The following is a 13,941-nucleotide window of genomic DNA, read 5'->3' as shown; positions in this document are numbered from 1 at the left end:
AGAGCCTTTCAAACGCAGCGGAGCCCGTTGTATCGCTTGCCTGCGTGCCTACACCGCCTTGCCCTCCTCCACTGCCGACAGCCTTACGCGGAATTGGGAGTTTCGGATGTCAAGCCGTTCATTCGCTGATCCAAGGCACTTTGGCAATGCGCTTCCTGTCTCCGTGACGGCGAGGCAGCGGCCATGATCGAAACCATTTCCCAGGCACTCGCCCCCATCATCTTCGTCACGGCCCTGGGCTGGTGCGCCGGCCGCTGGGGCATCCTGCAACAAACGGCGAGCAAGCCTCTCGCCACCTTCGTGGTCACCTTCGCCCTGCCTATTGCGCTGCTGCTCGCCGCCGCCAAAACCCGTCCCGAGCAGATTCTCAACCTGCCCTATGTGGCAACTCTTGCGTCCGGCCTGATCGGGATCTGGCTGCTGGGTCTGCTGCTCGGTCGTTACCGGGGCGGGCACACCTGGCGCGAAGCGACCATGCGCGCCATCACGGTGTCCTTTCCCAACATGGCCTACTGCGGGCCGCCCGTCCTGATCGCTGCCGTCGGTCCCTCCGCCGTGCTGGCGGTGATCGTCGGCAACCTGATCTACACCCTGCTGGTGCTCCCGCTGTCGCTGGTGCTGTTGAGCGGCGGCGGCGCGCGCCAGGCGCTCGGCAAGGCCCTGCGTCAGCCCCTGGTACTGCTGCCCCTGCTGGGCCTCGCCTGCGCGCTGCTGGGTATCCGGCTGCCGCAGCTGCTGGTGTCGGCGACGGACGAGATCGGCCGGGCAGCCGGCGGCGTTGCCCTGTTCACCCTCGGCCTGATCCTGTCCGGCATCCGGCCGAGCCTCGATCGCGACATCGTCCTCAACCTGGGGCTGAAGAATCTGCTGCAACCGCTGGTGATGCTCGCTGTGGGCCTAGCCGTCGGCCTGCAGGGCGAGCTGCTCCAGCAGGTGTTCCTGCTCGGCGTGCTGCCTGCCGCCACGGCAGCGCCCACCCTGGCCATGGCCCATGGCGTCTACAGCGAGGACGCGGCGCGCAGCGTGTTGTTCAGCACCCTGCTGGCCATCCCGGGCATAGCGTTGGGTATCGTGCTGGCCGCCCACCTGTAGCAGGCGGCGCACCCGCATTCAGGGCCTGGCGGATGCCCTGTGCCATCCGGCAAATCCGCCCACTCCGATCACTCACCCAGGCTTTAGGAGACGGAAATGGCTATTCGATGTGTACGGCTCTGGACCGGCAGCGAGGGTGATTCGCTGTTCGAGGAAGGCCATCTGGAATTGGGCGAAGGCCTGCACGGCAAGGCGTCGGGCCTGCCGATCGCGGTCACCGAACTGTCCTTTCAGGAAACCACCGCGGGGGGCTCCTTCGCCTGGCACCAGGACCCGCAGCCCCAATTCGTCATCACCCTCACCGGCACCCTGGAATTCGAGGTGAAGTCAGGCCAGACCTTCGTGCTGCGGCCCGGCGACGTGTTGCTGGCCCAGGACGACACCGGCTCCGGGCACCGCTGGAAGCTGCTCGGCGACGAGCCCTGGCGTCGTGCCTATGTCATCTACGAACCCGGCGCCGACCTGCGCTTCGTCCCCCATACCGCCGCCTGACCTGGAGCAACCGATCATGTCCCTGTCTTCCACGGATTCACCCGACGTCGTGCTGATTGGCGCCGGCATCATGAGCGCCACCCTGGGCACCCTGCTCAAGGAGCTGGACCCCACCCTCAGCGTCACCCTGTTCGAGAGCCTGCACGATTGCGCCCAGGAGAGCTCCCAGGGCTGGAACAACGCCGGCACCGGCCATGCCGCCAATTGCGAGCTGAACTACACCCCGCAACGGGACGACGGCAGCGTCGACATCGCCAAGGCGCTCAAGGTGAACACCCAGTTCGACGTCTCGCGCCAGCTGTGGGCCCATCTGGTCCGCAAGGGCGCCATCCCCGATCCGCAGGCCTTCATCCACGCCTGCCCGCACCTGAGTTTCGTCTGGGGCGCGGACAACGTCGCCTTCCTGCGTGAGCGCTACCGCACCATGAGCGCCCATCACTGCTATCACGGCATGGAATACAGCGAAGACCGCGCGCAGATCGCCCAGTGGGCACCACTGATCATGGAAGGCCGCAGCGCCGACGAGCCGGTGGCCGCGACCCGCATGGTGACCGGGACCGACGTCGATTACGGTGCCCTCACCCACCTGCTGGTGCGCCAGCTCAGCCAGCAGTCGGGCTTCGCCGTGCACTATCACCAGCGGGTGGTAGATCTGGCGCGTACCGACAGCGGTCGCTGGCGGGTGACGGTGGAGGACGTCGAGCACGGCGGGCGGACGGAGGTCACCGCTCGGTTCGTTTTCATCGGCGCGGGCGGTGGCTCGCTGCCGCTGCTGCAGAAGTCCGGCATCCCGGAAGGCCATGGCTTTGGCGGCTTTCCCATCTCCGGCATCTGGCTGCGCTGCGATGTCCCGGCGCTGGCCGAACGGCACCAGGCCAAGGTCTATGGCAAGGCGCCCTCGGGCTCGCCGCCGATGTCGGTACCGCACCTGGATACCCGCATCGTCGGTGGTCAGCGCTCGTTGCTGTTCGGACCCTATGCGGGCTTTTCCACGCGCTTTCTCAAGCACGGCGCCCTGACCGATCTCTTCACCTCGCTGCGCCACGACAACATCCTGCCGCTGCTGAACGTGGCCAAGGACAATTTGGACCTGACCGAGTACCTGATCGGGCAGATCTTCCAGAGCGCCAACCAGCAGTTCGCCATGCTGCAGCAATTCTTCCCCCTGGCGCTGAAGCGCGACTGGCAGGAAGCCGTGGCCGGGCAGCGGGTGCAGACCATCAAGCCCACCGGTCAGCACGGCCTGCTGAGCAAGAAGGGTGAACTGGAATTCGGCACCGAACTGGTGAGCGCTGCGGATCGGTCCATCGCCGCGCTGCTGGGCGCCTCGCCCGGTGCCTCGACGGCGGCGGCCATCGCCCTGGAGGTGCTGGAAACCTGCTTCCCGGAGCGCCTCACCGAAGACGCCTGGCTGCCGGCGCTGCGACTCATCCTGCCCACCTACGGCCTCGATCTGAAGACCGATGCGGCGGCCTGCCGGCAGAGTCGCGCCGAGACCGCCAAGGTCCTGGGGATCGTTGACGTCTGAGACAGGCCAGCCTCAGCCCATCCCTGCCCAGCAGCAAGGCGGCTGGGCGTTGCCAGCGTGGCGGTAGCGCAGCGCAGTAGTCAGTGTCTCCGCTACCGCTACCTTCTCGGGCATCGAGTAATGACCTGGGCAATACCCGCGGCAATGCCATCCTTTTTGTTCACCATTGGGCCTGGAGCAGGCGTGACGATATCTTGCGGCAGATCTACGGCAGCCAGGTTGAGATTCGGCACCCTGGCGGTGACCGCTTAGAGATCCCTGCTTCGGCGAAGACGGCCATCCTTCGCCACCTGGCCGGAGTTCAGCAGGATGTAGTCAGTCTTCGGGATGGCCTGAATCTTCACCCATGGCGTTGATGTTGGAGAAACGCTCGACCAGGAAATCAATCAGGCTGCGCACTCGAGCCGACAGATGCAGTTGTTGCGGATACACCGCATAGATATCCGCCTGCTCGGTGTAGTCTTCCAACACGACTTTAAGGCGACCGCTGCGTACATAGCGGGCCAGATCCCATTCGGAACGCTGCAGAATCCCATACCCTTCCAGCGCCCAATTCAGGGCCACCTCGCCGTCGTTACAGCTCAGTACGCCATGGACCTTAACATTCTGGGTTCGCCCGCCATGATTGAAGTTCCAGACGCCGTAGGTCGCCTCATTCTGCCGCAGAAAGATACAGCTATGGTTCTGCAGGTCCGCGAGTCGGGTCGGGGTGCCATGCTTTTCCAGATACAGGGAAGAGGCGCATAGCAGTCGGCGATTGGCGGCGATCTTGCGTGCGTGGAAAGCCGCATCCGGGAGGTTGCCGATGCGGATGGCCAGATCGAAACCATGGGTCGCAAGATCCAGAGGGTGATCGCTGAGCTCGAGTTGCACCTTCACTTCCGGATAACGGGTATGAAAGGCCGCTAGGGCCGGGCCGATATAGCGCCGGCCAAAACCCAGGGTCGCATTGACGCGTATCAGGCCCTTGGGTGTGGCGCGACAACTGCTGACCAGCTGCTCCACCTCGTTGATCTGAGTGAGGATGCGTTCGGCGTGGCTGAAATACATCTCACCTTCAGCGGTCAGGCTCATGGAGCGGGTGGTGCGATTGACCAGGCGAATGCCCAGGCGTGCCTCCAGCGCGCTCAGACGTTTGCTCACCGCCGGCGGCGTCACGCCCAGATCACGGGCTGTCGCCGCCAGGCTGCCCTTCTCCGCGAGCAGATGGAAGAAGGCGAGATCGAGGGTCTGACTCATTGTTAACCCAGAGTTAATTAAGTAGTAATTTCTAAGCACTCACACTGTAGCGATCACTATATATACTCCTATCACCTTCTGCTGAACAGCCTGCGGCCAGCCAGGTCACGAGCCTGCTGGCGAGCCAGACCCTGTTATCGGGACAATTACGACCGAAGCAGCTTTCAGGCGTGCGTAGCGAACTAAGAACCAGGCCACCGGATCATAGGCCCGCCTATTCCGGCGAAGAAAGTCAGCGTCGAAGCATGCCTGTTATAACCAGGTTATATCCAAACCCTTGATGTTAACCGAGGAGATAGCTGCAGCCATTCCGCTCGTCCGTAAGAAGCCTGAAAGCCCAACACGCATTAGACGAACGCATTACTGAAGAAGATTGATCGCTGATCGGCTTGATTGCCTGAAGTGATGATTCAGACATCCCGCGGCCGAACAGAAAACTGTTCTCGCGATGTCTCCTGACAAAAATAACAATGCAGGATTCCATAATGAAAAAAGCGCTCGGAAAGCTATATGTACAGGTATTGCTCGCCGTAATAGTCGGCTCCCTTGTCGGTGTACTGTTTCCCGAAACGGGCGCCGCGCTGAAACCTCTGGGTGACGCCTTCATCAAGCTCATCAAGATGCTCTTGGCGCCGGTCATCTTCCTGACCGTAGTGACGGGCATCGCGGGCATGGAAAACATGAAAGAACTGGGGCGGGTCGGTTTTCGCGCCCTGATCTATTTCGAAGTGGTTTCCACCCTGGCGCTTGTCGTCGGTCTGGTGGTGGCCAATGTATTGAGCCCCGGCAGTGGAATGAATGTCGACGTCTCGACCCTGGATACCTCAAGTCTCAGCGGCTATGCCACGGCGGCCAAGCATACGTCGGCCATGGACTTCTTGATGGGCATCATTCCCCACACGATCGTCGATGCCTTCGCGAAAGGAAACGTGCTGCAGATCCTCCTCTTTTCCGTCTTGCTGGGGGTAGCCCTGGCCAATGCCGGGCCTCGGGCGAAGCTCTTCGTGGACACGCTCGACAGCCTGACGCAAGGCATGTTTCGGATCGTCAGCATGGTGATGCGCCTGGCGCCTATCGGTGCCTTCGGAGCGATCGCCTTCACCATCGGCAAATACGGATTCGGCTCGCTGTTTTCGCTGGGCAAGCTGGTGGCCTGCGTCTATCTCACCTGCGCCCTCTTCGTGATCTTCGTGCTGGGGCCGATCTGCCGCTACAGCGGCTTCAGCCTCTGGAAGTTCCTGAAGTACATCAAGGAAGAACTGTTCACCGTGCTGGGGACCTGCTCTTCCGAATCGGTGTTGCCACAAATGATCTCGAAGATGGAAAGAGCGGGTGTATCCAAGCCGGTGGCAGGGCTCGTCATCCCATCGGGCTTGACCTTCAATCCCGATGGACAGGCCATCTATTACACCATTGCCGCCATCTTTATCGCTCAGGCGACCAACACGCCTCTGACACTGACCGATCAGCTGATCGTGCTGACCGTTCTGATGTTTACCTCCAAGGGCTCCGCGGGCGTGGCCGGCGCAGGCTTCATCATCCTCACCGCGACCCTGGCCTCGCTCGACACCATCCCGGTGGCCGGCATGGTGCTGCTGCTGGGCGTGGATCGTTTCATGTCCGAGGCGCGGGGGATCACCAACACGATTGGCAATGGTGTGGGGACGATGGCCATTGCCAAGTGGGTCGGCGCCTTGGACGCCAACAAGATGAATAGAGCGCTCAATGGCGAAGAATCGGAAGAGGCGCCCAATGCTGCACGATCCGAGACCGCCAAATCGGCCACGTCACCGAGCGAGACTCTCGTGCAACTGCCCGATGTTACAAGTCGGGCGCTCAAACACTGATAAAGGTTCAGTTTTGTTCAGTACCTGTAGATGAAAAACACGCACTCATTGCTCGATTCGATCTAAGAGCCAGTTTCCTGGCAGACAAAAACTCAAAGCAGGATATTGCGATGGTTAGCAAAACGCTTTACGACAAACTCTGGGATTCGCACCTGGTTAAACAGCGCGACGATGGCTCGGCGCTGCTCTATATCGACCGTCACATCATTCACGAAGTGACTTCCCCGCAAGCCTTCGAAGGCCTGCGTCTGAGTGGCCGCACGCCATGGCGAGTCGATACCAACATTGCGACCCCGGACCACAACGTGCCGACTACGCCGGAGCGCAAGGGCGGCATCGCCGCCATTACCGATCCGGTTTCGCGTCTGCAAGTGCAGACCCTCGACGACAACTGCGATCAGTACGGCATCACCGAATTCAAGATGAACGACGTTCGCCACGGTATCGTCCATGTCATCGCGCCGGAACAGGGCGCCACCCTGCCGGGCATGACCGTGGTCTGCGGCGATTCCCACACCGCCACCCACGGCGCCTTTGCTGCGCTGGCACACGGTATCGGCACCTCCGAGGTCGAGCATGTGCTGGCGACCCAGTGCCTGGTCGCCAAGAAGATGAAGAACATGCTGGTTTCCGTCGATGGCCAATTGCCGTTCGGGGTCACCGCCAAGGACATCATCCTCGCGGTAATCGGCAAGATCGGTACCGCCGGGGGTAACGGCCACGCCATCGAGTTCGCGGGCAGCGCCATCCGCGCCCTGTCCATGGAAGGCCGCATGACCATCTGCAACATGGCCATCGAGGCCGGCGCCCGCGTCGGCCTGGTAGCGACGGACGAAAAAACCATCGCCTATGTCAAGGGTCGCCCGTTCGCCCCGAAAGGCGTGGAGTGGGAGATGGCCGTCGAAGCCTGGAAAGATATGGTGTCTGACGCCGGCGCCCATTTCGACAAGGTCGTCGAGCTCGACGCCGCGCAGATCAAGCCACAAGTCAGCTGGGGCACTTCGCCGGAAATGGTCCTGGCCGCGGACCAGAGCGTTCCCGATCCTGCCCAGGAGCTGGACCCGATCAAGCGCGATTCCATCGTCCGTGCCTTGAAGTACATGGGCCTGACCCCTAACCAGGCCATCACCAACATCCAGCTCGATCGCGTGTTCATTGGCTCTTGCACCAATTCGCGGATCGAAGACCTGCGTGCTGCGGCCGTGATCGCCAAGGGCCGCAAAGTGGCTTCGACCATCAAGCAGGCCCTGGTCGTGCCGGGCTCGGGTCTGGTGAAAGCCCAGGCCGAAGCGGAGGGCCTGGACAAGATTTTCCTCGAAGCCGGTTTCGAGTGGCGCGAGCCAGGTTGCTCGATGTGCCTGGCAATGAACCCGGACCGCCTGGAGTCCGGCGAGCATTGCGCCTCCACCTCCAACCGCAATTTCGCCGGGCGTCAGGGAGCCGGTGGTCGTACCCACCTGGTCAGCCCGGCCATGGCCGCCGCCGCGGCGGTGAATGGTCGTTTCGTCGACGTCCGCGATCTGATCTGAAGGAGACAAGCATGAAAGCCTTTACCCAGCACACAGGACTGGTCGCCCCTCTGGACCGCGCCAACGTCGACACCGACCAGATCATTCCCAAGCAATTCCTGAAGTCGATTTACCGGACGGGTTTCGGCCCCAATCTGTTTGATGAATGGCGCTACCTGGATGAGGGACAGCCGTACCAGGACAATTCCAAGCGGCCACTGAACCGGGATTTCGTCCTTAACGCCGAGCGTTATCAGGGTAGCAGCGTCTTGCTCGCCCGGGAGAACTTCGGCTGTGGCTCCAGTCGCGAGCATGCGCCCTGGGCCTTGGAGGAATACGGTTTCCGCAGCATCATCGCGCCGAGTTTCGCCGATATCTTCTTCAACAACAGCTTCAAGAACGGCCTGCTGCCGATCGTTTTGAGCGATAGCGAAGTGGACGAGCTTTTCAAGCAGGTTGAAGCCAATCCGGGCTATCGGCTGCACATCGACCTGCAGGCCCAGACCGTGACCCGCCCCGATGGCAAGGTTCTGAGCTTCGAGATCGACGGCTTCCGCAAACACTGCCTGGTCGAAGGACTGGATGATATCGGCCTGACCTTGCTGGAAGCCGATGCGATCCGAGCGTTCGAGGTCAAGCACCGTGCCCGTCAGCCCTGGTTGTTCAGAAATGCTGAAGAGCTGGCACCAGCGCTTGGGTAACGGCCATGAACCTCTGATCACCCTTGTTTCAGTGACATCAGCTTCACCTTGAAATAAGCCGATATCCCCTCTCGCTCTGGTGGTAAAGACAACCTGGCGGACGACCACTCATCGCTCCGTTCAGGTCGGCTTTCGGAGAGAGAGGGGCCCCAGTGGGGCCGTGGTTGCGTTGTTTAGATCCTCCCTGTGTCCAACTACACCGGCGTGAAGAATGCATAAGCGATGCCGCCGCGTCGACAGATCGATGGCATCTCGAGCAGCACCCGTTCGCCCTCCTCCATATCCATCTGCTGGCCATCGTCAGGCAGATGGAGGCCGCGCGCTGCCCTCACCTCAACGCGGCCTTTCGCGTCTTCCCGCTAACGGCTGTGGGCCGCCCGACCACGTTACGCAGCACCGCCGGCGGTCAAGATCCCGCTCATGAAGCTCAGCATCGATCCGCAGCTGTGGCGAATGCTGTAGTACAAGCAGCGGATGGTTCAGGGCCGGGTGCAACTGGCCCATTCAGTAATGGACTCGCTGGGCCGTTTGAAACCGCCCTATCGTCTGTGTTTTACCGATGGGCCTCCGCGAGTCTCTGCGCCGTCGCCACACATTGACCGCACGTTCGATCTGCAACCCAGCTTGAATATCGCGTTAAAGATAATTGCGCTCGTGCCGACATTTGATATCAAACAGACATCACATGTCCGGCCATATCACCTACCTGGAACCGCCCTATGTCCATCCTTCAGCATCTGTCCATCATGCGTGGTCTCGACGTAATCGCTTCCGCTGTCGAGCAACCCGAGGCCGCAGCCAGGCTCGATTCGCTCACCGGGCCAGCCCCGGTGCGCAGGGTAGCTGAAGGCCTGAAGGTACTGCTGGCTCGCCAGGGGACACTCGACGCCCAGTTGCACGAGATGCAAAGCGAGATCGAACAGCTGACCGCTCGCCTCGCCGAGCGCGAAGCCGCGGCTGACCGTTTGGCAACCCGCTTCGACCTGGTCAATCGTGCTACCAGTGAAGGCCTGTGGGATATGGAAGTGGTCGCCGGAGATCCGGTCAACCCGCGTAATGCGTTCTGGTGGTCGGATCAGTTTCGCGCCCTGCTGGGCTTTCGCAACGAGCAGGACTTCCCGAACGAGCTCGGAAGCTGGGCCAATCGGCTACACCCGGAGGACAGCAAACCGACTCTGGACGCATTCGCCCGGCACCTGAATGATCGCAGCGGCAACACCCCCTATGACATCGAGTACCGGGTAGCGACCAAGAGCGGCGAATATCGCTGGTTTCGTGCGAGCGGCGAGACCCTCCGCGACGCCAAGGGTACGCCGCTGCGTGTGGCGGGCTCCCTCAGGGACATCCATGATCAGCGCCAGCGCGATGCTGAACTCGAGGTGACCCTGACGCGTTTCGAGCTTGCCCGCGAAATGCTCAACGATGGTCTCTGGGACATGGAGGTGATAGCGGGCGATCCGGTCAATCCGCAGAATCCCTTCTGGTGGTCGCCCCAGTTCCGCCGCCTGCTGGGATTCGAGACAGTCGAAGAATTTCCCGATGTTCTCGACAGCTGGGCGTCCCGCCTGCATCCCGAGGACAAACAACGCAGCATCGAGGCCTTTGGTGCCCACCTCAACGACCGCAGTGGCAAGACGGGCTTCGATATCACCTACCGCCTGAAATTGAAGGATGGCAGCTACCGCTGGTTCAGGGCACGGGGTCAGACCCGACGCGCCCATGACGGCACGCCAATGCGGGTGGTGGGCGCCCTGACCGATATCCATGCCACCCATGAGCAGAATGCCCTTCGCGATTCTCAGCAGGCCCAGCATCGCGAGATGGAAGAAAACCTGAAGAACGTCACCGATATCGTCAGTTCGATCCAGGGCATCGCCGCCCAGACCAATCTGCTGGCGCTCAATGCCGCGATCGAAGCGGCACGAGCCGGCGAGGCCGGACGAGGCTTTGCGGTGGTGGCCGACGAAGTTCGCAAGCTGGCGACGCGCACGTCCGAAGCGACGCAGCGGGCGGCCACCATGATTCAACAGTGACGGTGCGCACGCCTTGGCTGCCTGGCCTGAACCGCCAACTGGCGGTGCAGTCAGCTAGAGAGAGTGCTCCAGCTCATCTTTCAGGTTGGCTTATCTGAAGGCTTCACACTGAATCTGCCCCCGCCATGCGCGGGGGCTTTTTTTTGCCGATATGAAGCCAACCGTTCGCCACGCCAGGGCGCATGACGCCTCCCCTACCGAACACCTCTCTCCTGTCGCAGTCGAATCCGTGCCCACCGGCGTGGCGCTGACATCCGCGCCGGTTCAGACGCCCGAGGTGACGCTGCCTGTCCGGCAATCTCCAACCGTGCCTCAGGCGCCGGGCACCTTTTCGGCGACTACCGTGCCGGTAGCCGTTCCATCCCAGACGAGAGCGGCACTGTCTGAGCGTCTAGCGTTGGCAGCAGGCCCAGCCTTCAAGCGTACAACCCAGGCCGGCCACACGCCTGACTTGGCGATTACACCTCAGGGCAAGAACTACTCGCAGTCTGAGAGAGCCTTTTAGTTTTCCTGGCCATAGGCCTGAAACGCAAAAACCCTCCTTGCGGAGGGTTTCTGGTGAAGATGGTGGGTCGTGTGGGATTCGAACCTACGACCAATTGGTTAAAAGCCAACTGCTCTACCGACTGAGCTAACGACCCGTTAGTGGGCGCCATTCTAGCGATTTTCTCAGGAGAATCAACACCCTAGATGAAATTTTTTACTGGTAGCGCGTAGGGTCGGAAATTCCCGCCGCCTTGAAGCCTTCGGCGCGCAGGCGGCAGCTGTCGCAGCGACCGCAGGCCTGGCCTTCATCGTCGGCCTGGTAGCAGGAGACGGTCAGGGCATAGTCGACGCCCAGCTGGCTGCCAGCCTGGACGATCTGCGCCTTGGAAAGGAACTGCAGCGGGGCCTCGATCTTGAAGGTATCCCCTTCCACACCGGCCTTGGTGGCGAGATTGGCCAGGCGCTCGAAGGCTTCGACGAACTCCGGCCGGCAATCCGGATAGCCGGAGTAGTCCACCGCATTCACCCCGATGAAGAGATGACGGGCACCGAGCACCTCGGCCCAGCCCAGGGCCAGGGACAGGAACACGGTATTGCGTGCCGGCACGTAGGTGACCGGGATGCCCTCGCCCGGGGTCTCCGGGACGGCGATGTCCGGGTCGGTGAGCGCCGAGCCACCGATGCCATTGAGATCCAGGCCGATCACCTTGTGCTCGACGACGCCCAGCTGGCGCGCCACGCGTTCGGCGGCTTGCAACTCGGCGCGATGGCGCTGGCCGTAGTCGAAGCTCATGGTGTAGCAGGCGAAGCCCTGGGCCTTGGCCATGGCGACGATGGTGGCGGAATCCAGGCCGCCGGAAAGAAGGATGACCGCTTTAGGCTGACTCATGCTCAGTGTCCCGGTTCGTCGTTCCAGAGAATCTTGTGCAGCTGCAGCTGGAAGCGCACCGGCAGGTTGTCCGCCACGATCCACTCCGCCAGCTCACGCGGCACCACCTGGCCATGGCTGGGCGAGAACAGCACCTCGCCCGCCCGTTGCTCCAGGCGATACTCGATCAGCTTGGAGACGGCCCAGTCATAGTCCTCGCGGGAGCAGATGACGAACTTGACCTGATCGTTGGGCGTCAGGTGGTCGAGGTTGGCGTACAGGTTGCGCCCCACCTCCCCCGAGCCCGGCGTCTTGAGGTCGACGACCTTGCTGACACGCCCGTCCACGCCACTGACATCCAGGGCGCCACTGGTTTCCAGCGACACCTCGTAGCCGGCGTCGCACAGCTGCTCGAGCAGCTTGAGGCAGTTGGGCTGGGCCAGCGGCTCGCCGCCGGTCACGCAGATGTGCCGCGGGCGGTAGCTCGCGACCTGCTCCAGGATGGCATCGAGGTGATGGATCTCGCCGCCGGTGAAGGCATAGGCCGTGTCGCAATAGTGACAGCGCAGCGGGCAGCCGGTGAGCCGGACGAAGACGGTAGGAAGACCGGCGGTGCGGGCTTCACCCTGGAGCGAATAGAAAATCTCGGTAAGACGTAGGGTATCTTTTTGCATGGAAGCCACGGGCGTGACGGCTACACAGGCCATCCGCCTCCGTTGCGATAGATAGAAGAAAAAAGCCTGCGCTAGGGCAGGCTTTTCAGATCCCGCTGCGCCAGTTGCGCAGCGGAGGTTCCGGGATATTGGCTGATGACCTGCTGGTACATGCCCTTGGCCCGATCGGTGCGGCCGAGCTTCTGCTCGACGCCACCCAGTTTGTACAACGAATCCGGCACCTTGTTGCTGGTGGGATAGGCCTGACTGACCTTGGCGAAGGCCTGGCCAGCAGCCTGCAGATCGCCCTTGGCCAGATTCACTTCACCCAGCCAGTACTGGGCGTTGCCCGCATACTGGCTATTGGGATACTTGCGCAGGAAGGCATTGAATGCCTGGCTGGCCTTGTCGAAATCCTTGGCCTTGATCAGATCGAAGGCAGCGTCGTAGTACAGCTTTTCCTTCGCCGGATCGCCCGGTTCACTGCTGGCGGCCGGTGCCCCTGCGGAAGCAGGCGGCGTCGGCGCATTGTTGGCCGCGATGGCACCACCCTGGGCAGCACCGGCAGCGGCTCCGGCGCCCGCATTGGCAGGCGCGGAAGAAAGCTGGGAAATACGGCCATCCAGATCCTGGTAACGATCCAATCCTTCCTGCTTGAGCTGGCGGATCTCGTTTTCCTGAACCTCGACCTGGCCACGCAGGCGCGCAATATCGTCCTGCATCTGTTGCAACTGCATGAACAGTTGACCCATGCCGGAAACGGGAGCCCCGTTTCCGGCACTGGCCGCGCCTGCGTTGCCATAACCTTGCCCAGCGGACTGGGCAACGCCATAACTACCATCCTGTACGGGAACCTGAGCCCCGGCGACAACCGGTACACCAAGGGTCAGGGCGATCAAGAACTGCAGGCGCTTGGACATCGTTTATTACTTCTTCAGCTCGACGCGACGGTTCTGAGCCCAGGAAGCTTCGTCGTGACCGACGGCAACCGGACGCTCTTTACCGTAGGAAACCAGCTCCAGCTGAGCCGGGGACACGCCCTGCAGCACCAGGTAGCGCTGAACGGCCTTGGCACGACGCTCGCCCAGAGCCAGGTTGTACTCGCGGGTACCGCGTTCGTCGGTGTTGCCTTCCAGAACGACGCGCTGGCCGCTGGCCTTCAGGTCACGAGCGTGAACGTCCAGAGCGCGCATGGCTTCCGGCTTCAGATCGGAGCTGTCGTACTCGAAGTAGAAGGTGGTGATGGCGCGCAGAGCGGCTTCGTCGCCCATGCTGCCGTCAACGGCACCCGAGTTGGCGCCGTAGCCAGCGTTCGGGTCGACAGCACCGGCGCCAGCGCCAGCACCAGCGCCTTCACCGGAGGCGTCGCCGCCCTTGGAGGAACAGCCCACGGCCACGGCCATGGCCAGAGCCAGTGCAGCGAACTTGCCGAATTTCAGCATTTCCATCATGTAACTCCTAAAAGAACCGCAATGTTGGTGTAACTAAGGACTT

At 62.0% G+C, this 13,941-nt stretch carries 12 protein-coding genes and 1 tRNA gene; 7 read left to right on the top strand and 6 right to left on the bottom strand.

Annotated elements, in window-relative coordinates:
* The first annotated feature begins 183 nt into the window (after nt 1-183).
* From ACZ5R1_RS08035 to mqo, 3 genes are all read left to right on the top strand, one after another.
* A complete protein-coding gene (locus tag ACZ5R1_RS08035) occupies nt 184-1,092 on the top strand; it encodes an AEC family transporter (RefSeq protein ID WP_027599939.1) in 909 nt (302 codons plus the stop codon).
* A 96-nt stretch (nt 1,093-1,188) separates the two neighbouring features.
* Nucleotides 1,189-1,584, top strand: coding sequence for a cupin domain-containing protein (locus tag ACZ5R1_RS08030; RefSeq protein WP_044340800.1), 396 nt, complete (start codon nt 1,189-1,191; stop codon nt 1,582-1,584).
* 16 nt (nt 1,585-1,600) lie between these two features.
* Nucleotides 1,601-3,112, top strand: a complete 1,512-nt coding sequence (gene mqo, locus ACZ5R1_RS08025; protein WP_464713008.1) for a malate dehydrogenase (quinone) — start codon at nt 1,601-1,603, stop codon at nt 3,110-3,112.
* A 315-nt stretch (nt 3,113-3,427) separates the two neighbouring features.
* Here mqo and ACZ5R1_RS08020 read toward each other — a convergent pair whose 3' ends face one another.
* On the bottom strand, nt 3,428-4,351 hold the full coding sequence (locus tag ACZ5R1_RS08020; RefSeq protein ID WP_027599942.1) for a LysR family transcriptional regulator: 924 nt from the start codon (nt 4,349-4,351) through the stop codon (nt 3,428-3,430).
* A 485-nt stretch (nt 4,352-4,836) separates the two neighbouring features.
* Between ACZ5R1_RS08020 and ACZ5R1_RS08015 the strand changes: the two genes are divergently transcribed.
* From ACZ5R1_RS08015 to ACZ5R1_RS08000, 4 genes are all read left to right on the top strand, one after another.
* Complete coding sequence (locus tag ACZ5R1_RS08015; protein ID WP_464713007.1) at nt 4,837-6,198, top strand: dicarboxylate/amino acid:cation symporter; 1,362 nt, start codon at nt 4,837-4,839, stop codon at nt 6,196-6,198.
* Between the two features lie 110 nt (nt 6,199-6,308).
* Complete coding sequence (gene leuC / locus ACZ5R1_RS08010) at nt 6,309-7,727, top strand: 3-isopropylmalate dehydratase large subunit (RefSeq protein ID WP_464713006.1); 1,419 nt, start codon at nt 6,309-6,311, stop codon at nt 7,725-7,727.
* Between the two features lie 11 nt (nt 7,728-7,738).
* Entirely contained in the window at nt 7,739-8,407 is a 669-nt protein-coding gene (gene leuD / locus ACZ5R1_RS08005) for a 3-isopropylmalate dehydratase small subunit (RefSeq protein ID WP_077172438.1), read from the top strand.
* 719 nt (nt 8,408-9,126) lie between these two features.
* On the top strand, nt 9,127-10,440 hold the full coding sequence (locus ACZ5R1_RS08000) for a methyl-accepting chemotaxis protein (RefSeq protein WP_051399114.1): 1,314 nt from the start codon (nt 9,127-9,129) through the stop codon (nt 10,438-10,440).
* A gap of 565 nt (nt 10,441-11,005) precedes the next feature.
* On the opposite strand, the gene ACZ5R1_RS07995 is transcribed toward ACZ5R1_RS08000, so the two are convergent.
* From ACZ5R1_RS07995 to pal, 5 genes are all read right to left on the bottom strand, one after another.
* Nucleotides 11,006-11,081: transfer RNA gene (locus ACZ5R1_RS07995), tRNA-Lys, on the bottom strand.
* Between the two features lie 59 nt (nt 11,082-11,140).
* The gene (queC, locus tag ACZ5R1_RS07990) at nt 11,141-11,815 is read right to left on the bottom strand and encodes a 7-cyano-7-deazaguanine synthase QueC (RefSeq protein ID WP_042133038.1); all 675 of its coding nucleotides are present in this window, start codon (nt 11,813-11,815) and stop codon (nt 11,141-11,143) included.
* A gap of 2 nt (nt 11,816-11,817) precedes the next feature.
* Nucleotides 11,818-12,468: a 7-carboxy-7-deazaguanine synthase QueE gene (gene queE, locus ACZ5R1_RS07985; RefSeq protein WP_039975761.1), complete on the bottom strand. Its 651-nt coding sequence runs from the start codon at nt 12,466-12,468 to the stop codon at nt 11,818-11,820.
* A gap of 71 nt (nt 12,469-12,539) precedes the next feature.
* Nucleotides 12,540-13,367 carry a tol-pal system protein YbgF gene (gene ybgF, locus ACZ5R1_RS07980; protein ID WP_042133036.1) on the bottom strand — a complete coding sequence of 276 codons (828 nt, stop codon included), beginning with the start codon at nt 13,365-13,367 and terminating at the stop codon, nt 12,540-12,542.
* Between the two features lie 6 nt (nt 13,368-13,373).
* Complete coding sequence (pal, locus tag ACZ5R1_RS07975; protein WP_007160328.1) at nt 13,374-13,895, bottom strand: peptidoglycan-associated lipoprotein Pal; 522 nt, start codon at nt 13,893-13,895, stop codon at nt 13,374-13,376.
* Nucleotides 13,896-13,941: the final 46 nt, after the last annotated feature.

The organism is Pseudomonas sp. Pso3, from assembly GCF_055393275.1.
Note: the sequence above shows the minus strand (reverse complement) of the source record. Positions and strands in the feature narration are given on the sequence as shown.